A 23,256-nucleotide genomic window follows, 5' to 3' on the forward strand; every position below is an offset into this window, starting at 1 on the left:
CTGCTGGACACCCTGTCCATCCGTATCCCCAGCGTCCGGATCCCCGTCGCCGCGCTCTCCGGCGGCCGGCGTCTGTTCACCCAGGTCCGACGGGCCTGGGACCGGCCGCTGACCGCCTACTACCTCATCCTCGGCGGCAGCCTGCTGATCATCGTCCTCGGTCTGGTGATGGTCTATTCGGCCTCCCAGATCAAGGCCCTGCAGTCCGGCCTCGCGCCGTCCTTCTTCTTCCGCAAGCAGCTGCTGGCGGCGGCGATCGGCGGCGTTCTGCTGCTGGCCGCGTCCAGGATGACCGTGAAGCTGCACCGGGCGATGGCCTATCCGCTGCTCGCGGTGTCGGTGTTCCTGATGTGCCTGGTGCAGATTCCGGGCATAGGGGTCGCGGTCAACGGCAACCAGAACTGGCTCAACCTCGGCGGACCTTTCCAGATGCAACCGAGCGAGTTCGGCAAACTGGCGCTCGTCCTGTGGGGCGCCGACCTGCTGGCCCGCAAGCAGGAGAAGAAGCTGCTGGCGCAGTGGAAGCATCTGCTGGTGCCGCTGGCCCCGGTCGCTTTTCTGCTGCTCGCGCTGATCATGCTCGGCGGCGACATGGGCACCGCGATCATTCTCACGGCGATCCTCTTCGGGCTGCTGTGGCTGGCCGGCGCTCCCACCAGGCTGTTTGCGGGTGTGCTGGGCGCCGCCGCGGCGATCGGGGTGCTGCTGATCGCGACCAGCGCCAACCGGATGTCCCGGCTGGGCTGCATCTTTGCCACCGATCCGGGCCCCGGCGACAAGTGCTGGCAGGCCGTGCACGGCATCTATGCTCTCGCATCCGGCGGATTCTTCGGTTCCGGCCTCGGTGCGAGTATGGAAAAATGGGGTGAACTCCCTGAACCGCACACCGACTTCATCTTCGCCATCACTGGGGAGGAACTGGGTCTGGCGGGGACGCTGTCGGTGCTCGCCCTCTTCGCGGCTCTAGGCTATGCGGGTATCCGCGTGGCCGGACGCACGGAGGACACCTTCGTCAGGTACACAGCGGGAGGTGTGACCACCTGGATCATGGCCCAAGCCATGATCAACATCGGTGCGGTGCTCGGCCTGTTGCCGATCGCCGGTGTCCCGCTCCCGCTGTTCTCCTACGGAGGCTCCGCCCTGCTGCCGACGATGTTCGCCATCGGGCTGCTGATCGCCTTCGCGCGTGAGGAGCCCGCTGCGCGGGCGGCGCTGGCCGCATTGGCCACGCGGAAGCCGGTTTTCGGCAGAAGACCGGCTGCGGTGAGATGGAAGACGATGAGACGGCGCGTGAAGAAGCGACCGTCCGGAGAGCGGTGAATTTCGGTGCATGTCGTACTCGCCGGTGGGGGGACCGCCGGCCACATCGAGCCCGCGCTCGCCCTCGCGGACGCCCTGCGCAGGCAGGACCCGACCGTGGGGATCACGGCACTCGGCACGGAGAAGGGCCTGGAGACCAGGCTCGTCCCGGAGCGCGGCTATGAACTCGGCCTGATTCCGGCCGTACCGCTGCCGCGCAAGCCCACCCCCGAACTGATCACCGTTCCCGGACGGCTGCGCGGCACGATCAAGGCCGCCGAGCAGATCCTGGAGCGCACCAAGGCGGACTGCGTCGTCGGCTTCGGCGGCTATGTCGCGCTGCCCGGCTACCTGGCCGCCAAGCGCCTGGGTGTGCCGATCATCGTCCATGAGGCCAACGCCCGGCCCGGCCTCGCCAACAAGATCGGCTCCCGGTACGCCAAGTTCGTCGCCGTCAGTACCCCTGACAGCAAGCTGCGCGGTGCCCGCTATGTCGGGATCCCGCTGCGCCGCACCATCGCCACCCTGGACCGTGCCGCGGTCCGTCCCGAGGCGCGCGCCGCCTTCGGGCTCGACCCGAACCTCCCCACCCTCCTGGTGTCCGGCGGTTCGCAGGGCGCCCGCCGGCTGAACGAGGTCATCCAGGCCGCCGTCCCCGCACTGCAGCGCGCCGGCATCCAGGTCCTGCACGCGGTCGGCCCGAAGAACGAACTGCCGCACGTGGACAACATGCCTGGGATGCCACCGTACGTCCCGGTACCGTACGTGGACCGGATGGATCTCGCGTACGCCGCGGCCGACATGATGCTCTGCCGCGCGGGCGCGATGACCGTCGCCGAACTCTCCGCCGTCGGGCTCCCGGCCGCCTTCGTCCCGCTGCCCATCGGCAACGGCGAGCAGCGGCTGAACGCCCAGCCGCTGGTCAACGCCGGCGGGGGCCTGCTGGTCGACGACGCCCAGCTGACCCCGGAGTGGGTGCAGTCCACGGTGCTCCCGGTCCTGTCCGATCCGCACCGGCTGTACGAGATGTCCCGCGCGGCCTCCGAGTTCGGCCGCCGGGACGCCGACGAGCTGCTGGTCGGCATGGTGTACGAGGCGATCGCCCAGCAGCAGAAATAGCGAACGAGCAAAGGCAGGGGAGCGTGGCCGGACCCAGAACCGCCCAGCGCGGCGACAAGAAGCGGCCGTCCGGCCCGCCCTCCGCCCTCTCGTCCCGTACGCGGCGATTCGCGCGGCTCGGCCGTCGGCTGCGTCTTCCCTTTTGCACACCGCGCCGTCGCCGTCTGACCCTCGTACTGTCCCTCGCGGTGTTCCTCGGCGGCTTCGGCACCTGGGCCCTCTACGGCTCGGACTGGCTCCGCGTCCGCCACGTAAAAGCCGTCGGCACCAAGGTTCTGACGCCGGATGAGGTGGTGGCCGCGGCCCGCGTCCCGATGAACGGGCCCCTGGTCTCGGTGGACACCGACGCCATGGCCCGTCGGCTCCGCGCCCGGCTGCCGCGCATCAAAACCGTTGACGTGGTGCGCTCCTGGCCGCACAGCATCGCTCTGAAAGTGTCGGAAAGAACACCGGAAATGGTGATGCGAGCGGGCGGAAAGTACCGCGAAGTGGACCGCGAGGGCGTCCGTTTCGCCACCGTCCGTACCGCGCCCCGCGGCGTTCCGCTTCTGGAAATGGACGTTTCCGACTCCCCGAGCCTGCCTCGGTTCGGAATCGACCGTTTGCGACGGGCCGCCGTTGACGTCACCGGACAGCTTCCGCAGGCGGTCCGCAAGGACTTGCGCACGGTCCGCGTCACCTCTTACGACTCCCTCACCCTGGAACTGACGTCGGATCGCAGGGTTCTGTGGGGAAGTCCCGAACAGGGCGCGGAGAAGGCCAAGGTGCTCACGGCCCTGATGAAAGCCGCGCGTGATGCGCGCCACTTCGACGTCTCGGTGCCCAGTGCCCCTGCCGTATCGGGGAGTTGACGTACGTAGCCGCAGGCCAGCACCCTGGATGGCTACGACTATGGGTGATCACATAGGGTGAAAAGAAAAACGGGAGGTTCGGCGTGTTCGTTGAACGCGCGCGCCTTGTCGACTTAGTGTCTCGTTCCAAAGGGACTATGGAACCAAGGAACACAGGAACAGGTAACCCTAAACTTCAGGCTTAGGGTTCGGGTCGGCAATACGGACCGCCCCATCGGCATCAGTCGGCGTCCACATGGCATGTGAGGCGGCGACACGTAACTCGAGGCGAGAGGCCTTCGACGTGGCAGCACCGCAGAACTACCTCGCAGTCATCAAGGTCGTCGGCATCGGCGGCGGTGGCGTGAACGCCATCAACCGGATGATCGAGGTCGGGCTCAAGGGCGTCGAGTTCATCGCGATCAATACCGATGCGCAGGCGCTGCTGATGAGCGACGCCGACGTCAAGCTCGACGTCGGCCGCGAAATGACGCGCGGACTCGGCGCCGGCGCCAACCCGGATGTGGGCCGCAAGGCGTCCGAGGACCACCGCGAGGAGATCGAGGAGGTCCTCAAGGGGGCCGACATGGTCTTCGTGACCGCGGGTGAGGGCGGCGGCACCGGCACCGGCGGCGCACCCGTCGTCGCCAACATCGCCCGCTCGCTGGGCGCCCTGACGATCGGTGTGGTCACCCGGCCGTTCACCTTTGAGGGCCGCCGCCGCGCCAACCAGGCCGAGGACGGCATCGCCCAGCTGCGCGAAGAGGTCGACACCCTCATCGTGATCCCCAACGACCGGCTGCTGTCCATCTCGGACCGCCAGGTGAGCGTGCTCGACGCGTTCAAGTCCGCGGACCAGGTGCTGCTGTCGGGTGTCCAGGGCATCACCGACCTGATCACCACCCCCGGCCTGATCAACCTCGACTTCGCCGACGTCAAGTCCGTGATGTCGGAGGCCGGCTCGGCCCTGATGGGCATCGGCTCGGCGCGCGGCGACGACCGCGCGGTGGCCGCCGCGGAGATGGCGATCTCCTCGCCGCTCCTGGAGGCGTCCATCGACGGCGCCCGCGGCGTGCTGCTCTCCATCTCCGGCGGCTCCGACCTCGGTCTCTTCGAGATCAACGAGGCCGCGCAGCTGGTCAGCGAGGCGGCTCACCCGGAGGCCAACATCATCTTCGGCGCGGTCATCGACGACGCGCTGGGCGACGAGGTCCGGGTGACGGTCATCGCAGCGGGTTTTGACGGGGGGCAGCCGCCGGCCCGCCGCGATTCGGCGGCGAGCGGACTGACCTCCGCGAAGCGCGAGGAGCCGGCGCCGGCCCCGAGCCGTCCGGTCACCCCGCCCGAGCCGCGGGCGTCGTCCTTCGGCGGCCTGGGTTCGGTGCCCGTACGGGACGAGGAGCCGGCCCCGGCCGAGTCCTCCGCGCTGGGCGAGGCCTCGGCGCCGGCCAGCGCCCCGCATGTTCCCCCGGCCCGCCCGTCCTACACGGACAGCTCGGCCGAGGAACTCGACGTCCCTGACTTCCTGAAGTGACCAAAGCACCGAAGTGATAGGGCAACAGCACCACGAGAGCGGCGCGCACTTCGCCTTCACCGACAGGTGGGGCGGGGTGAGCGCCGCTCCGTATGATCAGCTCAATCTGGGCGGCGCGGTCGGCGACGACCCGTTGGCGGTTCGTACGAACCGGGAGCGCTCCGCCAAGGAACTCGGCCTCGATCCGGCCGCGGTGGTCTGGATGAACCAGGTCCACGGCCGGGACGTGGCGGTGGTCGACGGACCCTGGCGCGGCGACGACATCCCCTGCGTGGACGCGGTGGTGACCGCCCGTCGGGGCCTCGCGCTCGCCGTACTGACCGCCGACTGCACCCCGGTACTGCTCGCCGACCCGGTCGCCGAGGTCACCGGCGCCGCGCACGCCGGCCGGCCCGGCCTGGTCGCCGGCGTCGTCCCGGCGGCGGTCGAGGCGATGACGAAGTTGGGCGCCGAGCCTGCACGGATCATCGCGTACACCGGACCCGCCGTCTGCGGACGCTGCTACGAGGTGCCCGAAGCGATGCGTTCCGAGGTCGCGGCCACCGTGCCCGAGGCCTGGTCGACGACCAGTTGGGGCACCCCGGCGGTGGATGTCACCGCAGGGGTACGGGCCCAACTCGGTGCGGCGGGCGTGCCGGTCTGTGGGGATGCCCACATTTGTACGCTCGAGTCCGCGGACCATTTCTCGTATCGGCGGGATCGCACAACGGGGCGGCTCGCGAGTTACGTATGGCTGGATGTGTGAGCGAGTGATCGACGATCGTAAGACCCAACTGACGGACAACCTGGCGCGGGTGGAGGAACGTATCGCCGCCGCATGCGCCAAGGCGGGCCGGCCGCGGGACGAGGTGACCCTGATCGTGGTCACCAAGACCTACCCGGCGAGCGATGTCCGGCTGCTCGCGGAGCTGGGGGTGCGGCATGTCGCGGAAAACCGCGATCAGGATGCGGCACCGAAAGCCGCCGAATGTGCCGATTTGCCTCTTACTTGGCACTTCGTCGGTCAATTGCAAACGAACAAGGTGCGGTCCGTCGCCCGTTATGCCGGACTTGTCCAGTCGGTCGACCGGGCCAGGCTCGTCACCGCGCTCTCGAGGGAAGCGGTGCGCGCCGGGCGCGAACTCGGATGTCTGATCCAGGTGGCGCTCGACGCCGAGTCGGGGGAGCAGGGGGACCGCGGAGGGATCGCACCGGACGGCGTTCCCGCGCTCACCGAGGTGATCGCCGGGGCCCAAGGTCTGCGTCTGGACGGTGTGATGACCGTCGCGCCGCTGACCGGGCCGTACGCCGGACGGCAACTGGCCGCATTCGAACGGCTCATGGAAATCTCAACCGACCTGCGCGTCAACCATCCTGCTGCCAACATGGTGTCAGCAGGCATGAGCGCGGACCTCGAAGACGCCGTGCGGGCCGGGGCGACACATGTGCGCGTCGGCACTGCGGTACTCGGAGTCCGACCACGGCTCGGGTAACGTCGCGAAGCAAGTCGGACCACAGCACAAAATATGGTCATTACCGCAAAAAGCGGGAGGCCACGTGGATCCAAGGCGCCCGGTGACGGAGCCGATCCACCACAGAGCGGAGGACGCAGAGAATGGCCGGCGCGATGCGCAAGATGGCGGTCTACCTCGGCCTCGTGGAGGACGATGGGTACGACGGCCGGGGTTTCGACCCCGACGACGAGTTCGAGCCCGAGCTTGATCCGGAGCCGGAACGGGGGCGGCGCCAGCAGCATCAAGTGCAGCCGGAGACACGCCCGGAACGGGAGGAACCGGTACGAGTTGTCACCCCTCCGGCGCAGCGTGAACCCGCCCCGCTCACCACGGAAAGCGGACGACCCGCCCGAATCGCCCCCGTGGCATCCATCACACCCGACCGTCCGAATCTGGAGAAGAACGCACCGGTGATCATGCCCAAGGTTGTGTCCGAACGGGAGCCGTACCGCATCACGACGCTCCACCCCCGGACCTACAACGAAGCCCGTACCATCGGGGAACACTTCCGTGAGGGCACTCCGGTGATCATGAATCTCACGGAGATGGACGACACCGACGCGAAGCGACTTGTCGACTTTGCAGCCGGCCTCGTCTTCGGCCTGCACGGCAGCATCGAGCGGGTGACGCAGAAGGTGTTCCTGTTGTCGCCTGCTAACGTCGATGTCACGGCGGAGGACAAGGCCCGTATCGCAGAGGGTGGGTTCTTCAACCAGAGCTGAGACGCAACACCGGGCACACCAGGCCGACAAGGCCGAAACGGGATCAAAGGGGAGAGGGACGCGCGAGATGAGTGTCGCTGGTCAGGTGATCTATATCGCGCTGTACTGCTTTCTGATCGTGTTGATCTTCCGGTTGGTGATGGACTATGTGTTCCAGTTCGCCCGTTCATGGCAACCCGGTAAGGCGATGGTGGTCATTCTGGAGGCCACCTACACTGTCACCGATCCGCCACTCAAGCTTCTGCGGCGGGTCATTCCGCCGCTGCGTCTCGGGGGCGTGGCGCTCGACCTGTCCTTCTTCGTATTGATGATCATCGTCTACATCTTGATCACCGTCGTGAGGTCGGTGTTGTTGTGAACGATACGGTCTTGCCGATTGCCGACGACTACGTTGAGGTGAAGTAGAGATGCCGTTGACCCCCGAGGACGTGCGGAACAAGCAGTTCACGACCGTCCGCCTCCGAGAAGGCTATGACGAGGACGAGGTCGATGCCTTCCTCGACGAGGTCGAAGCCGAACTGACCCGTCTGCTGCGGGAGAACGAGGACCTGCGCGCCAAGCTGGCCGCTGCCACGCGCGCCGCCGCGCAGAACCAGCAGCAGCAGGGCCTGCGCAAGGGACCCGACCAGCAGCCGCCCCAGCAGCAGCGTGGCGGGGCCCCGGTGCCCGCCGCCATATCCGGTCCGCAGCCGGTCCCGCCGCAGCAGCAGGGGATGGGTGGCCCGCCCCAACTGCCCGGTGGTGCACCGCAGCTGCCCCCAGGCCCCGGTGGCCACGGCGGCCCGCAGGGCCCGCACGGTCCCGGTCCGATGGGTCCCGACGGCCCGATGGGCGGCCCCCTGGGCGGCCCCGGTGGTCCGCAGCAGCAGCAGCAGCTGCAGCAGCTGCAGCAGCAGCCGCCGCCGCAGCAGGCCCAGCAGGGCGGCCCCGGCGGTGACAGCGCAGCACGCGTGCTGTCGCTGGCGCAGCAGACCGCCGACCAGGCGATTGCGGAGGCCCGTTCGGAGGCCAACAAGATCGTCGGCGAGGCGCGCAGCCGCGCCGAGGGCCTGGAGCGGGACGCCCGCGCCAAGGCCGATGCGCTGGAGCGGGACGCGCAGGAGAAGCACCGCGTAGCGATGGGCTCGCTGGAGTCGGCCCGCGCCACGCTGGAGCGCAAGGTCGAGGACCTGCGCGGCTTCGAGCGCGAGTACCGCACCCGCCTGAAGTCCTACCTGGAGAGCCAGCTGCGCCAGCTGGAGAACCAGTCCGACGACTCGCTGGCCCCGCCGCGGACCCCGGCGACCGCCGCCGCCTCGCTGCCGCCGTCCCCGTCGATGGCGTCGGCCGGTGCGGGCACCATGGGCGGTAACCACACCATGGGTGGCGGCCAGTCGATGGGCGGCAACCACTCGATGGGCAACGGCTCCAGCGGTGGTCCGTCCTACGGCGGTCAGCAGCAGATGTCGCCGGCGATGACCCAGCCGATGGCACCGGTACGGCCGCAGGGCCCGTCCCCGATGGGACAGGCACCGTCGCCGATGCGGGGCTTCCTCATCGACGAGGACGACAACTGACGTCCGCCTAGCGCGCAGCGTCGGCAATCAAGGGCCGGGCCCCGAGGGATTCCTCGGGGCCCGGCCCTTTTGTGGCGTTTATGACGTTGTGGCCGGACCACTGGACCACTGGACCACTGGGCCGCTGCCGGGGTGTGCCCGGTGGCGGACGGATCGCGGCCGCCGCCACGACGGACTGCGCTACGGCCCGGCCGCGCCCATGACGAAGCCCCGGCACCTCACGCGTGCCGGGGCTTCGTCGTATCGGCCGTGCCGTGGCGCCTACGCCTTGCGCAGGTGGAACGTCAGGCCCAGGCTCTCGTCCGTGAAGGCGGGGCCGTGGTCGCCCTCGGGCTCGCCCTGGGCGTAGTCCGTGGCGAGGACCTCGTCGGAGATCAGGGCGGCGTGGTCGGTGAGGGCGGTACGGACGTCCTCGTCGGTGGCGGACCAGCGCAGGGCGATCCGGTCGGCGACGTCCAGGCCGCTGTTCTTACGGGCCTCCTGGATCAGCCGGATGGCATCGCGGGCCAGGCCCGCCCGGCGGAGTTCCGGGGTGATCTCCAGGTCGAGAGCGACGGTCGCGCCGGAGTCGGAGGCCACCGACCAGCCTTCGCGCGGGGTCTCGGTGATGATGACCTCGTCGGGGGCGAGGGTGACGGTCTCGCCGTCGACCTCCACCGACGCGGTGCCGTCGCGCAGCGCGAGCGAGAGCGCCGCGGCGTCGGCCGCTGCGACGGCCTTGGCGACCGCCTGGACGCCCTTGCCGAACCGCTTGCCGAGGGCACGGAAGTTGGCCTTGGCGGTGGTGTCGACGAGGGAGCCGCCGCCCTCCGAGAGGGAGGCGAGGGAGGAGACGTTGAGCTCCTCGGCGATCTGGGCGCGCAGGTCCTCGGAGAGATCCGCGAAGCCGGCCGCGCCGACCAACGCGCGGGACAGCGGCTGGCGGGTCTTGACGCCGGACTCGGCGCGGGTGGCGCGGCCCAGCTCGACCAGCCGGCGCACCAGCAGCATCTGGGCGGACAGGGCCGGGTTGATGGCCGCCTTGTCGGCCACCGGCCACGACGACAGATGGACGGAGTCCGGGGCGTCGGGGGTGACCGGGACGACCAGGTCCTGCCAGACCCGCTCGGTGATGAAGGGGGTCAGCGGGGCCATGAGGCGGGTGACCGTCTCGATGACCTCGTGGAGGGTGCGCAGCGCGGCCGGCTCGCCCTGCCAGAAGCGGCGGCGGGAGCGGCGGACGTACCAGTTGGAGAGGTCGTCGACGAAGGAGGAGAGGAGCTTGCCGGCGCGCTGGGTGTCGAAGGTCTCCAGGGCGTCGGTGACCCCGTCGACCAGGGCGTTCAGCTCGCCGAGCAGCCAGCGGTCCAGGAGAGGACGCTCGGCCGGGGCCGGGTCGGCCGCGCTCGGCGCCCAGCCGGACGTACGGGCGTACAGCGCCTGGAAGGCGACGGTGTTCCAGTAGGTGAGGAGGGTCTTGCGGACCACTTCCTGGATGGTGCCGTGGCCGACCCGGCGGGCGGACCAGGGGGAGCCGCCGGCGGCCATGAACCAGCGGACCGCGTCTGCGCCGTGCTGGTCCATGAGCGGGATCGGCTGGAGGGTGTTGCCGAGGTGCTTGGACATCTTGCGGCCGTCCTCGGCCAGGATGTGGCCCAGGCAGACGACGTTCTCGTAGCTCGACTTGTCGAAGACGAGCGTGCCGACGGCCATCAGCGTGTAGAACCAGCCGCGGGTCTGGTCGATGGCCTCGGAGATGAACTGCGCCGGGTAGCGCTTCTCGAAGAGCTCCTTGTTGCGGTACGGGTAGCCCCACTGCGCGAACGGCATCGAGCCCGAGTCGTACCAGGCGTCGATGACCTCCGGGACGCGGGTCGCGGTGCCCTGGCAGGTCGGGCAGGCGAAGGTGATCGCGTCGATGAACGGGCGGTGCGGGTCCAGGCCCGACTGGTCGGTGCCGGTCAGCTCGGTCAGCTCGGCGAGCGAGCCGACGCAGGTGAGGTGGTTCTCCTCGCAGCGCCAGATGGGCAGCGGGGTGCCCCAGTAGCGGTTACGGGAGAGCGCCCAGTCGATGTTGTTGTTCAGCCAGTCGCCGAACCGGCCGTGCTTGACCGACTCCGGGTACCAGTTGGTGTGCTCGTTCTCCCGCAGCAGGGCGTCCTTGACCGCGGTGGTGCGGATGTACCAGGACGGCTGGGCGTAGTAGAGCAGCGCGGTGTGGCAGCGCCAGCAGTGCGGATAGCTGTGCTCGTAGGCGAGGTGGCGGAAGAGGAGGCCGCGGGCGGAGAGGTCCGCCACCAGGGCCTCGTCGGCCTTCTTGAAGAACTGGCCGCCGACCAGCGCCAGTTCCTCCTCGAAGGTGCCGTCCGGGCGGACCGGGTTGACCACCGGCAGGCCGTACGCCCTGCAGGTCTTGAGGTCGTCCTCACCGAAGGCCGGGGCCTGGTGGACCAGACCCGTGCCGTCGTCGGTGGTGACGTACTCGGCGTTGACGACGAAGTTGGCGCCCTCGAGCTCGACGAGCTGGAAGGGGCGTTCGTACGCCCAGCGCTCCATCTCGCGGCCGGTGAAGGACTCCCCGGTGGCGCTCCAGCCCTCGCCCAGCGCCTTCTCCAGCAGCGGCTCGGCGACGACGAGCCGGTCCGTGCCGTCGGTGGCGACGACGTAGGTGACGTCGGGGTGCGCGGCGACGGCGGTGTTGGAGACCAGGGTCCAGGGGGTCGTCGTCCAGATGAGGAGGGACGCCGTACCGGCGAGCGGGCCGGAGGTCAGGGGGAGGCGGACGAAGACCGACGGGTCGACGACGGTCTCGTAGCCCTGCGCCAGCTCGTGGTCGGACAGGCCGGTGCCGCAGCGGGGGCACCAGGGGGCGACGCGGTGGTCCTGGACCAGCAGGCCCTTGGTGAAGATCTCCTTGAGCGACCACCACACCGACTCGATGTAGTCGGGGTCCATGGTGCGGTACGGGGCATCCAGATCGGTCCAGTAGCCCATCCGGGTCGTGAGCTCGGCGAAGGCGTCGGTGTGCCGGGTCACCGACTCGCGGCACTTGGCGTTGAACTCGGCGATGCCGTACGCCTCGATGTCCTTCTTGCCGTTGAAGCCCAGCTCCTTCTCCACGGCCAGCTCGACCGGGAGGCCGTGGCAGTCCCAGCCGGCCTTGCGGTCGACGTGGTAGCCCCGCATCGTGCGGAACCGGGGGAAGACGTCCTTGAAGACGCGCGCCTCGATGTGGTGGGCGCCGGGCATGCCGTTGGCGGTCGGCGGGCCCTCGTAGAAGACCCACTCGGGCCGTCCCTCGGACTGCTGGAGGGTACGGGAGAAGACCTTCTGCTCCTGCCAGAACTCGAGCACCGCGTGCTCGAGGGCGGGAAGGTCTACCTGGGCGGGCACCTGGCGGTACTGGGGCTGCTCACTCATCGGGGGTTCCTCCGGCGGACACCTGCTGCGTTCTCCGTCCGGAGGGACGAGAGCCTCGGCTCCCGCGGTACCACCCTCCTTGGCGGTGCCACTGACACCGCCCCCTCATTGGGGCTGCGCTGCCGGTTCTAATCGCCCCAGGGCCTCAAGGCCGCCCCGCGGGCTTTCTTCCGGCGACTCCGGGGTGATCTTCGCGTCGCGCACGCCCCCGGGCTCGCACCGTCCCCGGGTCGCTCCTGGCTGCGTACGACGCTACTCGTCCCATCAATGCCTCTCGCTGGGCCCAGTGTACGGGGCCGCGCCGACAGCGGCCGACCGCTTTTCCGGCCGCCGGTCGGGGCGCCCGCCCGGTGGCCGTGACCCGAATGGCCAGATGCCGGGCCCGGGAGTGTGCGGCGCGGGCAGCGGGGCACAACCGAGGCAGGCCGGGCTTCGTGTCGGGGAGGCCGGGTCCGCCGGGCGGTGCGTCCCGTTGCCGCGTGCCGTGTGGCGATTTATCGTTCCCGTCACGATTCGCGCACAAGCTCACATATGTGAAGGGGTCGCGGCCATGGTGGCGAAAAAGACCGCCGCGCAGACGAGCTCGACGCCTGCCGATGAGGCCGATGAGGCTGTCGCGAAGCAGCCCGCACCGACGAAGACAGCGGCGAAGACCGGGGCGAAAGCGGGGGCGAAGACAGCGGAGAAGAAGGCGGGACCGAAGAAGGCGGCACCGATGAAGGTGCAGGACGCGACGGACGCCAAGGACGCGACGGACGCCAAGGACGCGACGGACGCCAAGGACGCGACGGACGCGAAGGACGCGGTGCCGCGGAAGGCGCCGGCGCGGAAGGCGCCTGCCAAGACCGTGGCCGCCACAGCCGCGCCCGCCCACAAGCCGGTCGCGAAGAAGCCGGTCGCCAAGAAGACGGCCGCCAGGAAGTCGACGACGGCGAAGAAGACCGCGGCCAGGAACGCCGCGGTGCCCGCGAAGAAGACGGGAGCCGACACGGTGGCGGCGAAGAAGACGGCGGCCGCTGCGGCGCCCGCCACGGATACCGCGGTGCCCCCGGCCCTGGTGGCCGCGGCGCCCGGCGAGCTCGCCGTACGGCCCGGCGAGGAGCCCTGGACCCCGGAGGAGGTCGCCGAGGCGCGCGCCGACCTGATGGCCGAGGTGGGGCGGCTGCGCGCCGAGATCGCCGCGTCCGAGGACGCCATCGCCGGACTGATGCGGGACTCCGGTGACGGCGCGGGCGACGACGAGGCCGACACCGGCAGCAAGAACATCACCCGTGAGCACGAGCTGGCGCTGGCCTCCAACGCCCGCGAGATGCTCCAGCAGACCGAGCGGGCGCTCGGCAGGCTGGACGCCGGCACCTACGGCCTGTGTGAGAACTGCGGCAAGCCGATTGGCAAGGCGCGGATGCAGGCCTTTCCGCGCGCGACGCTGTGTGTGGAGTGCAAGCAGAAGCAGGAGCGGCGGGCCTGACGCCGCGCTGGATCCGTCGTGGGCGGCGCCCGTACCGCCCGCGACCGTACGGGTGTGCCGTACGCTCGTGACCGGTCAGGAGCGTGACCTGACAGCTGACTCGAACGGGCTGAGGACTCACACGTGGCAGAGGCGGAACGCATCACCAGTACGCCGGAACCCGGGCCGGGTTCCGCAACGGATCCCGAGACGGGTTCCGAAGGGGGACAGCCGGTGGAGCCGGAGCCGGAGCAGAACGCGGGCCGGGGCAGGCGGCGGATCCTGGCGCTGCTGGTGGTCGCCGCGGTGGTCTACGCGCTGGACCTGGGCAGCAAGCTCCTGGTCGTCGCGAAGCTGGAGCACCATGCGCCGGTCGAGGTGATCGGGACGCTGCTGCAGTTCAATGTGATCCGTAACCGCGGTGCCGCGTTCAGCATGGGCGAGGCGCTGACGATCTTCCTCACGATCATCGCGGTGACGGTGATCGTGGTGATCGCCCGGATCGCCCGCAAGCTCTACAGCCTGCCCTGGGCCATCGCGCTCGGGCTGCTGCTCGGCGGTGCCTTCGGCAATCTCACCGACCGGATCTTCCGCTCGCCCGGGATCTTCGAGGGCGCGGTGGTCGACTTCATCGCCCCGGCACACTTCGCCGTCTTCAACCTCGCCGACTCCGCGATCGTCTGCGGCGGCATCCTGATCGTGTTCCTGTCCTTCCGCGGCCTGGACCCGGACGGCACGGTGCACAAGAACTGAGCGGCGCCCCGCGGCGGGGTGGGCCGGGGCGGGAGCCGTTGGTGGTGCCGTTGGTGGGTGGGGTGCAGGGGCTCGCACGAGGCCCCGGCGCCCACGGCCGGGGCCGGGAGGCCGCCGCCGGGTCGGGCACCGCCACGGGACTGCCATACTCGTGGGGTGAGCACCATTCCCGAGATCCGCACCCTGCCCGTACCGGACGGCCTGGAGGGCGAGCGTGTCGACGCCGCGCTGGCCCGTATGTTCGGCTTTTCCCGTACGAAGGCGGCCGAGCTTGCCGCCGCCGGAAAGGTCCGGGTCGACGGCTCCGAGGTGATGAAGTCCGAGCGGGTGTCCGGCGGCGCCTGGCTCGAGGTCGAGATGCCGCAGGCCGCGGCGCCCGTGGAGATCGTTGCCGAGCCCGTCGAGGGCATGGAGATCGTGCACGACGACGATGACATCGTGGTGATCGTCAAGCCGGTCGGCGTCGCCGCGCACCCCAGCCCCGGCTGGACGGGTACGACCGTGATCGGCGGCCTGGCCGCGGCCGGCTACCGCATCTCCACCTCCGGCGCCGCGGAGCGCCAGGGCATCGTGCACCGCCTCGACGTCGGCACCTCCGGCCTGATGGTCGTCGCCAAGTCCGAGCGCGCCTACACCCTGCTCAAGCAGCAGTTCCGCGAGCGTACGGTCGACAAGCGCTACCACGCCCTCGTCCAGGGGCACCCGGACCCGATGAGCGGCACCATCGACGCGCCCATCGGCCGGCACCCGCAGCACGACTACAAGTGGGCGGTCACCGCCGAGGGCAAGCCGTCGGTCACGCACTACGACCTGATCGAGGCGTTCCGCGCGGCCAGCCTGCTGGACATCAAGCTGGAGACCGGCCGTACGCACCAGATCCGGGTGCACATGGCCGCCCACCGCCACCCCTGCGTCGGCGACCTGACGTACGGCGCGGACCCCACCCTCGCCAAGCGCCTCGGCGTCGGCCGGCAGTGGCTGCACGCGGTCCGGCTGGGCTTCACGCACCCCTCGGACGGGGCGTGGGTCGAGTTCGCGAGCGTGTACCCGGACGATCTGCAGCACGCCCTCGACACGGTCCGCGACGAGAGCAGCTGACCCGGGGCGGCCCCGCAGCAACGGCTGCTGCTGCGGTGGCACAACGGGCAATCGTGGCAGGCTGGGGGCCGAAGTGATCGATTCCGACCCCGGAGCGTAGCCATCGTGGACCAGCTGGCTCTGCTGTTCGTCCTGCTGCTCGGAGCCGTGGTCATGGTGCCGGTCGGCGACCGGCTGGGGCTGCCGTCACCGGTGCTGATGACCCTCACGGGGGCGGTGCTGGCACTGCTGCCGTTCGTGCCCAACGTCGAGGTGCCGCCCGAGTTCATCCTGCCGCTGGTGCTGCCGCCGCTGCTCTACGCCGCCGTACAGCGCACCTCCTGGCGGCAGTTCACCGCCAACCTCCGGCCGATCTTCCTGCTCGCCGTGGCGCTGGTCTTCGCCACCACGGCCGCGGTCGCCGCGGTCGCCCAGGCGGTGGTGCCCGGGATGCCGGTCGCCGCCGCGGTGGTGCTGGGCGCGCTGGTCGCCCCGCCCGATCCGGTGGCCGCGACCGCCGTGGCCGGGAAGCTCGGGCTGCCCCGCCGGATGGTCTCGATCCTGGAGGGCGAGGGGCTGTTCAACGACGTCACCGCGATCGTGCTTTATCACGTGGCGCTCGCCGCGGTGGTCAGCGGCACCTTCTCGGTGCCCGGCGCGGTCGGCTCGCTGGTGCTCTCCGCGGTGGTCGCCATAGCGGTCGGGCTGGTGCTCGGCTGGCTCACCAACAAGCTGATGGGGCTGCTCGGTGACCCGACGCTGCAGATCGGGCTGACGCTGCTGGTGCCGTTCGTGGCGTATGTCCTGGCCGAGAACTTCCATGGCTCCGGGGTGCTCGCCGTGCTGACCACCGGGCTCTTCCTGGCCGAGTACGCGGTCGACGCCGACGATGTGCTGGGCCGCCTCGCCGGCTACACCTTCTGGGAGGTCGTCGACACCCTCGTCACCGGCGTCGCCTTCGGGCTGATCGGGCTGGAGCTGCACACCATCTTCGGGGCGGCGTCCGGGCGGTGGGGCGCGATGCTCGGCGCAGGGGCCGCGGTCGTCGGGGTGGTCGTCGCCGTACGGCTGCTGTGGCTGCTGCCCGCCGCCTGGCTCGCCAAGCGGATGCACAAGCTCCGCGACTACGACGAGGACATCCCGATGAGCTGGCGGGAGACGCTCATCATGTGGTGGTCGGGGATGCGCGGGGTGGCCTCGATCGCGCTGGCGCTGGCCATTCCGTACGGCATCGACGGCAGCGGTTTCCCCGCCCGCGACGAGATCCTCTTCATCGCCTTCGCGGTGGTGCTCTCCACCCTCCTCATCCAGGGCCTCACGCTGCCCTGGCTGGTGCGCAAGCTCCGGGTGCGGGCCGACACCGACGCCGTGGACGCGCTGGAGCGGGAGCTGGCGATCCGGGTGATCAAGGCGTCCAAGCGGCGGCTGAAGGAGATCCTGGAGGTCGAGGAGCTGCCCGAGGAGGTCAGCGACCAGCTCTCGCGCCGGGCGTACGACATCGGCGCCCGCATCGCACCGGACATCGTCGACGACGAGCGGCGCGAGCTCTTCGACAAGCGGATCACCCGGCAGAAGAAGGTGCAGCGCATCCAGGGCGAGATGCTCTCGGCCGCCCGCCACGAGGTACTGGCGGCCCGCAGCGAGCCCGGCGCGGACCCGGAGATCGTGGACCGGGTGCTGCGCCATCTGGACGTCCGCAGCCTGCGGGGTACGCCCTAGGCGGCCCTGGCCTGCCGGGCCCCGTTACGGGCGATCGGCCCGCGGCTCCGCGTCGTCGTCCCGGTGTACCGCGTGGTGGCCGAGCGGCGCGGGGGCGGTGGCGATCCGCGGCAGCGCGTAGGCGTGCTCGGTCCTCAGCCACTCGATCATGCGCTCGCGGACCTGGCAGCGCACCGTCCAGATGGTGTCCGCGTCGCGCGCGGTCACCAGCGCCCGGACCACCATCGTGGACGGTGTGGTGTCGGTCACCACCAGGCTCCAGGACCGGCCGTCCCAGTCCTCGCACTCCTGCAGGATCTCCAGCAGCCGCTGGCGCATCTTCTCCACCGGTGCGGAGTGGTCGAGGTGGAAGAGGACGGTGCCGGTCATCTGCGCGCCGCCACGCGACCAGTTCTCGAACGGCTTGCCGGTGAAGTACGAGACCGGCATGGTGATCCGGCGCTCGTCCCAGGTCCGAACGGTCAGGAAGGTCAGGGTGATCTCCTCGACGGTGCCCCACTCGCCGTCCACCACGACCGTGTCGCCGATGCGCACCATGTCCCCGAAGGCGATCTGCAGGCCCGCGAAGAGATTGCCGAGCGTGGACTGGGCGGCGATACCGGCGACGATGCCCAGCAGCCCGGCCGATGCCAGGACGGACGCGCCGACCGCCCGCATCTCGGGGAACGTCAGCAGCATCGCGGCCACGGCGACCACGATGACGGTGGCCGTCACCACCCGCTGGATCAGCGTCACCTGGGTCCGTACCCGCCGCACCCGCGCCTGGTCCCGGCCGCTTGCCGCGTACCGGGTGTACGACGATTCGACGATCGCCTTCGCGGCCCGTACGAGCAGCCAGGCGGTGGCCGCGATCAGCACCAGGGTCAGCGCCCGGGCGACGCCCGCCCTGTGCGCGTCCACGGACCGCAGCCCGGTCTCGTCGTACGCACCGAGCAACAGGGCCGCGCACAGCACCACTTGGGCCGGGACCTTGCACTGGCGCAGCAGGCCCCACAGGGGCGTTTCGGGGTGCGCGGCATCGATCCGGCGCAGCGCGCGGTCGGCGAGCCGGACCAGGATGAGCGTGACCACGATCGAGCCGCCGATGACGGCGATCGGGCGCAGCACGTCCTCCAGGGACACGGGTTCCTCCTTGCAGGGGTACCGGTCAGGCAGTGGTACCGGCCAGGCAGTGGTACCGGTCGTGCGGTGGTACCGGTCTCCTCGACCGTAGCTGGCACCATGGGGGAGAGCGATCCAACCCAGGGAAGTGATGTCGGTGCCCGAGCCCAGCGAGTCCGCGACCAGCGGTTCTTCGACGATTGTGCTGTTTCATTCGGTGTGCGGGGTGCGCCCCGCCGTGCAGGCCGCGGCGGACCGGCTGCGGGCCGCGGGCCATGAGGTGATCGTCCCCGACCTGTTCGACGGCCGGACCGCGGACTCGGTACCGGACGGCATCGTCATCAAGGACGAGATCGGCAAGGACGAGCTGCTCAAGCGGGCCGTCACGGCCGCCGCGCCCTACTCCGACCGCGGCCTGGTCTACGCCGGATTCTCCTTCGGCGGCTCGGTCGCACAGAACCTGGCGCTGGCCGACGGGAAGACCCGCGGGCTGCTTCTGCTGCACGGCACCTCCGACATCGCCGAAGGCGCCGTCGCCGACGATCTGCCGGTGCAGCTGCATGTCGCCGACCCCGACCCGTACGAGCCGCACGACTGGCTGAACGCCTGGTACCTCCAGATGCGCCGGGCCGGCGCGGATGTGGAGATCTTCCGCTACGCCGGCGCCGGCCACCTCTACACCGATCCCGACCTGCCGGATTACGACGAGGAGGCGGCGGAGAGCACCTGGAGGGTCGCGCTGGGGTTCCTGGCGGGGCTGTAGGCCCTGGGGGTGTCGTCACCACCTAGGCCACCGGCTGGTCCGCCTTCTCGATCTGCTGGGTGCCGTTGAGCGTGCGGTAGGAGCGCAGCAGCTCGCTGGTGGCGTTCGGGTCGGCCTTGTCGGAGACGCCGAAGTAGTCCATCTGGGTGCGCTCGGCGCTGACGTCGAGGACGCCGTAGCCGTGCGAGTCCATGTCCAGCCACTTCACATGGCGGTTGGCGGCCCGGATCGCCGCGACGCCGACCAGCGAGACGGTGTGCGGGGCGACATGCAGGATGTCGTCCACGTTGTCGGAGGTGACGGAGGTGACCACGAACTCCGTCGCCACCGGCTTGGTGTGCGGATACGTCGCGGCCTGCAGCGGCACATCGTTGGCCCAGGCCATATGGATGTCGCCGGTCAGGAACACGGTGTTGTCGATGCCGCGGTCGCTGAGGTGGGTCAGCAGCTCGTGCCGGTCGTCGGTGTAGCCGTCCCACTGGTCGGTGTTGACGGCCAGGCCCTCCTTGGGGATGCCGAGGATGTCGGCGAGCGGGCCGAGCAGATGCGCGGGTATGGAGCCGAACGCCACCTGCGAGATCATCACCGAGGTGCCGACCAGCCGCCAGGCGGTGTCCGAGCGCTCCAACCCGGCCTTGAGCCAGTCCAGTTGGGCCCGGCCGGTGAGCGTACGGCCCGGGTCGTCGACGGCCCCGCTGCCCGCCTTGGCCTGCTCGTCGCGGAACGACCGCAGGTCCAGCAGATGCAGATCGGCGAGGTTGCCGAAGCGCAGCCTGCGGTACGTGGTGCCGGCGATGGAGGGCCGTACGGGCATCCACTCGAAGTACGCCTGCTTCGCCGCGGCCATCCGCTGCGCCCACGAACCCTCGGTGTCCGGGGTGTGGTTGACCGCGCCGCCCTGCCAGGCGTTGTCGGCGAACTCGTGGTCGTCCCAGATGGCGATGACCGGGTGGGTGGCGTGCATGGCCAGCGCGTCCGGGTCGGTCTTGTGGACGGCGTGCCGGATGCGGTAGTCGGCGAGCGTGACCAGCTCATGGGCGGGGGAGTGCGGGCGGACGACGTACTTGAAGTCCGGGTATTCGCCGGACTTGTACTCGTAGAGGTAGTCGCCGAGATGCAGCACCGCGTCCAGGTCGCTGCGGGCGGCCAGGTGGCGGTACGGCGAGAAGTAGCCGGACTCCCAGTTGGCGCAGGAGACCACGCCGAAGCGGACGTTGCCGGGCGTGGCGCCGTGGGCCGGCGCGGTGCGGGTGCGGCCGACGGGGGAGTGCTGACCGTCGGCGGTGAAGCGGTAGTAGTAGCGGGTGGCCGGGTGCAGGCCGCGGACGTCCGCCTTGACGGTGTGGTCGGCGGCGGCGGTGGCGGTGACGCTGCCGTGTGCCACGACGGTGGCGAAGTCCCGGTCCCTGGCGACCTGCCAGGTCACCTTGGTGGCCGGTCCGCGGCCGGAGCCGGGGGTGGCCTCGTCGGTGGGGGTCACCCGGGTCCACAGCAGGATGCCGTCGGGCAGCGGGTCGCCGGAGGCGATGCCGTGCCGGAAGAACCGGCGCCGGTCGGGGGCGCCTTCGGCGTGTGCGGTGGCGGCGCCGGCCAGCGGCAGCAGGGCGGCGGTGGCGGCTACGGCCGTGACGGCGGAGCGGCGTGAGATGTGGTCATGATCGGTCACGGCCGATCACCTTACTGGCCGGTAGGGGGTGGCGGGAGGGCGATGACCAGGGAATTCCCGAGAATTCGCCCACCCGTTCCCTTGAGGGCGCCGCTATGGCCCCTTTATGGCGCTCAGTGCCCGGCCGTGGGGTCCTTCTCGCCCTTCTGGATCCCCTGGCCGCCGTCCTTGCCCTCGTCCTTGCCCTTGCCGGGACCGGTCGGCTTGTCCGTCCCCTTCGCCGGGCCGAACTCCTTGTCGATCATCTTCTTGAAGTTGCTGAGCGAGAGCGCGTTGTACGCCGCCTGCGTCATCTGCTGCTGCGGGATCTTGCCCATCGCCAGCGTCTTGTCGCCGTGCATGAAGGTCGGCGTGCGCTTGACACCCTTGCGGCCGAAGAGCGCGGTCATGTCCATCGTCCAGCGGTCGTAGGTGCCCTTCTTCACCGCCTTCTCGAACGCCTTGTTGCCCTTCAGCTCCGGCACCTCGGCGGCGACCTTGAGCAGCACCGAGTCCTTGGCGTAGGCGTCGTCCGTCTCCTCGGGGTGGTTCTTGGCCGAGTACAGGGCCGTCTTGTACTTCAGGAAGGCCTCCGGGCTGACGTTGAGGGCCGCGCCCAGCGCGCTCAGCGCGTTCTTCGAGCCCTCGCCGCCGTTCCCCAAGGTGTCGATGAACGAGTACATCGTGAAGCGGACCTTGAACCGGCCGTCCTTGATGTCCTTCAGCAGCTCCGGGCCGGTGCTCTGCTCGAATCCCGCACATGCCGGACACCGGACGTCCTCGAAGACCTCCAGCGTCTCCTTGGCCTTCGGGTCGCCTATCAGGATCTCGGTGCCGTTCTTGCCCTGGGTGTGGGCCGGCCGTACGGACTTGGCCTCCGCGGCGGCCTCCCAGCCGGTGGGCTCGGACAGCTTCATGATGCCGAAGCCGATACCGCCGGCGACGGCCAGGATGCCGACCACCGAGCCCGCGACGATGAGCTGACGCCGCATCTTCTCCCGCTTCTTCTGCCGCTCGCGTTCGGCGCGGATCCGTTCGCGGGCTGCGGTCTTGCTGGCCTGGCTGTTGCGATTGCTCATGGGGGGTTCCCGTTCCTCAAGGTGTGGTGGCGCATACGGAGTCGTCAGGCGGCGGCCGTACGCGGGGGACCGCGGCGCAGTACACAGTGCACGAGGAAGGGGAGCGGGCGGGCCGGTTGTGGCGGATGCGGCACCCCGCGGCGAAGCAGGCCGGGGCAGGAGCCGCCGGTGGTGCCGCTCGGTACGCGCAGGAGCGGGCGGAAGGCGAAGGCGGCGACCGTGCGCAGCAGCCCGTCCAGCGCGGCGTCCCCGCGGTGCAGCCAGGCGGCCGCGAGCAGGCCGACGGCCAGATGGGCGGCGAGCAGCAGCCAGGGGACGGCGGCGGGTACGGCCGGCGGCAGCGGGCCGCCCGCATGGGCGGCCATCCGCGCCAGCGGGGTGCCCAACTCGCCGCCCCGGCACAGCAGTTCCATGCTGAAGGCGTGCAGCGGGCCGGTGACCGGGCCGCCGGCCCGGCCGTAACAGGCGTGCTGCCCGGTGGTGAAGACGGTGTCGGCGGCCAGTTCCAGCGGCACCAGCAGCGCGGCGACCGCCCCGAAACCGCGCTCCCGCCCGGTCAGCGCGTACGCCGCCGCGAAGACACCGGCGCAGACCGCGGCCAGTGTGGCGGGCGGCAACGGGGCGCGGGAGAGCAGGACATGGGAGGTGGCGGACAAGGTGACGCACAGTGCGGTGAACACTGCCGCCCGTACCGCCCGAAGTCCGCGTCCCCTCCCCTGCATGCCGGGAGTCTGCCATGTGCACGGCAGACTCCCGGGTCAAGATTTGGCATCGGCCGGATATGTCAGTGCTTGAGCTCCTTGTCCACCATGGCGGTGAACTCCGCGGTGGTGGACGGCGCCGACATGCCCTGCGCGGTGTTCGTGCCGATCACGGTGTCGTTGACCTTGATGGTCGGGGTGCTGGTGACGTCCTTGTGCGAGTTGAACTCGTCGGACATCTCCAGCGCCCACCGGTCGTAGGTGCCGCCCGTGACCGCCTTCCGGAAGGCGGCGTTGCCCTTGAGCGCCGGGACGGTGTCCGCGACCTCGATCAGGTAGCTGTCGTCGGCGAACTTGTCCGGGCCGGTCTCGTCGGGGTGGTACTCCTTCGAGAACAGCGCGTACTTGTACTTCAGGAAGGCGTCCGGACTGACGTTGAGGGCGGCGCCGAGCGCGCTCAGCGCGTTCTTGGAGCCGGTGCCCTTGAGGTTGCCGTCGAGGAAGGTGCCCATGTGGTAGGCCGCCTTGTACTTGCCGTCCTTGATGTCCTTCTCGACGGTCGCGCCGACGTTCTGCTCGAAGCCCGCGCAGCCGGGGCAGCGCGGGTCCTCGAAGAGACTGACGGTGTTCTTGGCGGCCGGCTTGCCGATGACGATGGTGGTGCCCTTGGCGCCGTCGGTGTTGGCGGGCTTGACCACCTTGGACTTGGCGGCCTTCGCCCACGCCTTGTCGCTGCCCGCGGCGGCGTTGGCGACGGCGGACTTGGCGGTGTCGGCGGTGTCCCCGCCGCCCGAGGCGGCGACCGCGAAGCCGATGCCGCCGGCCACCGCCAGCACGCCGACGACCGCGCCGCCGACCACCAGCTGCCGGCGGACCCGCTCCTTCTTCGCCTGCCGCTCACGCTCGGCGCGCAGCCGCTCGCGGGCTGCCTGCTTGTTGGCCTGGCTGTTGCGATTGCTCATGACTGATCTGCTCCGTGAAATGCCGTGGAGGGCCGTACGCAAGCGGCCCGGGGAAGG

20 protein-coding genes are annotated in these 23,256 nt (G+C 70.2%); 14 read left to right on the forward strand and 6 right to left on the reverse strand.

Annotated elements, in window-relative coordinates; all coding sequences use genetic code 11:
• Nucleotides 1-24: 24 nt before the first annotated feature.
• The 9 genes from ftsW to AB0D04_RS22140 all read left to right on the forward strand — a co-directional run bounded on the left by ftsW (nt 25) and on the right by AB0D04_RS22140 (nt 8,553).
• Nucleotides 25-1,320 carry a putative lipid II flippase FtsW gene (ftsW, locus tag AB0D04_RS22100; RefSeq protein ID WP_362705985.1) on the forward strand — a complete coding sequence of 432 codons (1,296 nt, stop codon included), beginning with the start codon at nt 25-27 and terminating at the stop codon, nt 1,318-1,320.
• A 6-nt stretch (nt 1,321-1,326) separates the two neighbouring features.
• Complete coding sequence (murG, locus tag AB0D04_RS22105) at nt 1,327-2,418, forward strand: undecaprenyldiphospho-muramoylpentapeptide beta-N-acetylglucosaminyltransferase (protein ID WP_362705852.1); 1,092 nt, start codon at nt 1,327-1,329, stop codon at nt 2,416-2,418.
• A 23-nt stretch (nt 2,419-2,441) separates the two neighbouring features.
• Entirely contained in the window at nt 2,442-3,269 is an 828-nt protein-coding gene (locus AB0D04_RS22110) for an FtsQ-type POTRA domain-containing protein (protein ID WP_362705854.1), read from the forward strand.
• Nucleotides 3,270-3,552: 283 nt separating this feature from the next.
• Complete coding sequence (gene ftsZ / locus AB0D04_RS22115) at nt 3,553-4,782, forward strand: cell division protein FtsZ (protein WP_362705856.1); 1,230 nt, start codon at nt 3,553-3,555, stop codon at nt 4,780-4,782.
• 13 nt (nt 4,783-4,795) lie between these two features.
• Nucleotides 4,796-5,527: a peptidoglycan editing factor PgeF gene (gene pgeF / locus AB0D04_RS22120; RefSeq protein WP_362705858.1), complete on the forward strand. Its 732-nt coding sequence runs from the start codon at nt 4,796-4,798 to the stop codon at nt 5,525-5,527.
• A 7-nt stretch (nt 5,528-5,534) separates the two neighbouring features.
• Entirely contained in the window at nt 5,535-6,254 is a 720-nt protein-coding gene (locus AB0D04_RS22125) for a YggS family pyridoxal phosphate-dependent enzyme (protein WP_362705988.1), read from the forward strand.
• A gap of 122 nt (nt 6,255-6,376) precedes the next feature.
• Nucleotides 6,377-6,997 carry a cell division protein SepF gene (sepF, locus tag AB0D04_RS22130; protein ID WP_362705860.1) on the forward strand — a complete coding sequence of 207 codons (621 nt, stop codon included), beginning with the start codon at nt 6,377-6,379 and terminating at the stop codon, nt 6,995-6,997.
• Between the two features lie 67 nt (nt 6,998-7,064).
• Nucleotides 7,065-7,355: a YggT family protein gene (locus AB0D04_RS22135; RefSeq protein WP_362705862.1), complete on the forward strand. Its 291-nt coding sequence runs from the start codon at nt 7,065-7,067 to the stop codon at nt 7,353-7,355.
• Between the two features lie 49 nt (nt 7,356-7,404).
• On the forward strand, nt 7,405-8,553 hold the full coding sequence (locus tag AB0D04_RS22140; protein WP_362705864.1) for a DivIVA domain-containing protein: 1,149 nt from the start codon (nt 7,405-7,407) through the stop codon (nt 8,551-8,553).
• A 261-nt stretch (nt 8,554-8,814) separates the two neighbouring features.
• Here the strand turns inward: AB0D04_RS22140 and ileS are convergent, their stop codons facing one another.
• Nucleotides 8,815-11,952, reverse strand: coding sequence for an isoleucine--tRNA ligase (gene ileS / locus AB0D04_RS22145; RefSeq protein WP_362705866.1), 3,138 nt, complete (start codon nt 11,950-11,952; stop codon nt 8,815-8,817).
• A 550-nt stretch (nt 11,953-12,502) separates the two neighbouring features.
• Here ileS and AB0D04_RS22150 point away from each other — a divergent pair.
• From AB0D04_RS22150 to AB0D04_RS22165, 4 genes are all read left to right on the forward strand, one after another.
• On the forward strand, nt 12,503-13,420 hold the full coding sequence (locus AB0D04_RS22150) for a TraR/DksA C4-type zinc finger protein (protein ID WP_362705867.1): 918 nt from the start codon (nt 12,503-12,505) through the stop codon (nt 13,418-13,420).
• Between the two features lie 123 nt (nt 13,421-13,543).
• Nucleotides 13,544-14,152: a signal peptidase II gene (gene lspA / locus AB0D04_RS22155; protein WP_362705869.1), complete on the forward strand. Its 609-nt coding sequence runs from the start codon at nt 13,544-13,546 to the stop codon at nt 14,150-14,152.
• A 156-nt stretch (nt 14,153-14,308) separates the two neighbouring features.
• On the forward strand, nt 14,309-15,250 hold the full coding sequence (locus AB0D04_RS22160) for an RluA family pseudouridine synthase (RefSeq protein ID WP_362705872.1): 942 nt from the start codon (nt 14,309-14,311) through the stop codon (nt 15,248-15,250).
• A 105-nt stretch (nt 15,251-15,355) separates the two neighbouring features.
• Entirely contained in the window at nt 15,356-16,948 is a 1,593-nt protein-coding gene (locus AB0D04_RS22165) for a Na+/H+ antiporter (RefSeq protein WP_362705875.1), read from the forward strand.
• Nucleotides 16,949-16,972: 24 nt separating this feature from the next.
• Here the strand turns inward: AB0D04_RS22165 and AB0D04_RS22170 are convergent, their stop codons facing one another.
• A complete protein-coding gene (locus tag AB0D04_RS22170; RefSeq protein WP_362705990.1) occupies nt 16,973-18,064 on the reverse strand; it encodes a mechanosensitive ion channel domain-containing protein in 1,092 nt (363 codons plus the stop codon).
• Between the two features lie 136 nt (nt 18,065-18,200).
• On the opposite strand from AB0D04_RS22170, the gene AB0D04_RS22175 reads away from it, so the two are divergent.
• Entirely contained in the window at nt 18,201-18,812 is a 612-nt protein-coding gene (locus AB0D04_RS22175) for a dienelactone hydrolase family protein (protein WP_362705877.1), read from the forward strand.
• A 22-nt stretch (nt 18,813-18,834) separates the two neighbouring features.
• On the opposite strand, the gene AB0D04_RS22180 is transcribed toward AB0D04_RS22175, so the two are convergent.
• From AB0D04_RS22180 to AB0D04_RS22195, 4 genes are all read right to left on the reverse strand, one after another.
• Nucleotides 18,835-20,478 (reverse strand): alkaline phosphatase D family protein, encoded by a 1,644-nt coding sequence (locus AB0D04_RS22180; protein WP_362705880.1) that lies wholly within the window; start codon nt 20,476-20,478, stop codon nt 18,835-18,837.
• A gap of 113 nt (nt 20,479-20,591) precedes the next feature.
• Nucleotides 20,592-21,536, reverse strand: a complete 945-nt coding sequence (locus AB0D04_RS22185; protein ID WP_362705883.1) for a thioredoxin domain-containing protein — start codon at nt 21,534-21,536, stop codon at nt 20,592-20,594.
• Between the two features lie 44 nt (nt 21,537-21,580).
• Complete coding sequence (locus tag AB0D04_RS22190; RefSeq protein ID WP_362705885.1) at nt 21,581-22,258, reverse strand: hypothetical protein; 678 nt, start codon at nt 22,256-22,258, stop codon at nt 21,581-21,583.
• 62 nt (nt 22,259-22,320) lie between these two features.
• Nucleotides 22,321-23,199: a thioredoxin domain-containing protein gene (locus AB0D04_RS22195; RefSeq protein ID WP_362705888.1), complete on the reverse strand. Its 879-nt coding sequence runs from the start codon at nt 23,197-23,199 to the stop codon at nt 22,321-22,323.
• Nucleotides 23,200-23,256 lie beyond the last annotated feature (57 nt).

This window comes from Streptomyces sp. NPDC048483, from assembly GCF_040651455.1.
In the GTDB taxonomy this organism is placed as follows: Bacteria; Actinomycetota; Actinomycetes; order Streptomycetales; family Streptomycetaceae; genus Streptomyces.

What these genes read in the sequence shown, in the direction of transcription:
- sepF (WP_362705860.1), top strand. Translation starts at nt 6,377, where the DNA reads ATGGCCGGCGCGATGCGCAAGATGGCGGTCTACCTCGGCCTCGTGGAG.
- AB0D04_RS22140 (WP_362705864.1), top strand. Translation starts at nt 7,405, where the DNA reads ATGCCGTTGACCCCCGAGGACGTGCGGAACAAGCAGTTCACGACCGTC.
- AB0D04_RS22135 (WP_362705862.1), top strand. Translation starts at nt 7,065, where the DNA reads ATGAGTGTCGCTGGTCAGGTGATCTATATCGCGCTGTACTGCTTTCTG.
- AB0D04_RS22175 (WP_362705877.1), top strand. Translation starts at nt 18,201, where the DNA reads ATGTCGGTGCCCGAGCCCAGCGAGTCCGCGACCAGCGGTTCTTCGACG.
- AB0D04_RS22185 (WP_362705883.1), bottom strand. Translation starts at nt 21,536, where the DNA reads ATGAGCAATCGCAACAGCCAGGCCAGCAAGACCGCAGCCCGCGAACGG.
- ileS (WP_362705866.1), bottom strand. Translation starts at nt 11,952, where the DNA reads ATGAGTGAGCAGCCCCAGTACCGCCAGGTGCCCGCCCAGGTAGACCTT.
- AB0D04_RS22150 (WP_362705867.1), top strand. Translation starts at nt 12,503, where the DNA reads ATGGTGGCGAAAAAGACCGCCGCGCAGACGAGCTCGACGCCTGCCGAT.
- AB0D04_RS22190 (WP_362705885.1), bottom strand. Translation starts at nt 22,258, where the DNA reads ATGCAGGGGAGGGGACGCGGACTTCGGGCGGTACGGGCGGCAGTGTTC.
- AB0D04_RS22195 (WP_362705888.1), bottom strand. Translation starts at nt 23,199, where the DNA reads ATGAGCAATCGCAACAGCCAGGCCAACAAGCAGGCAGCCCGCGAGCGG.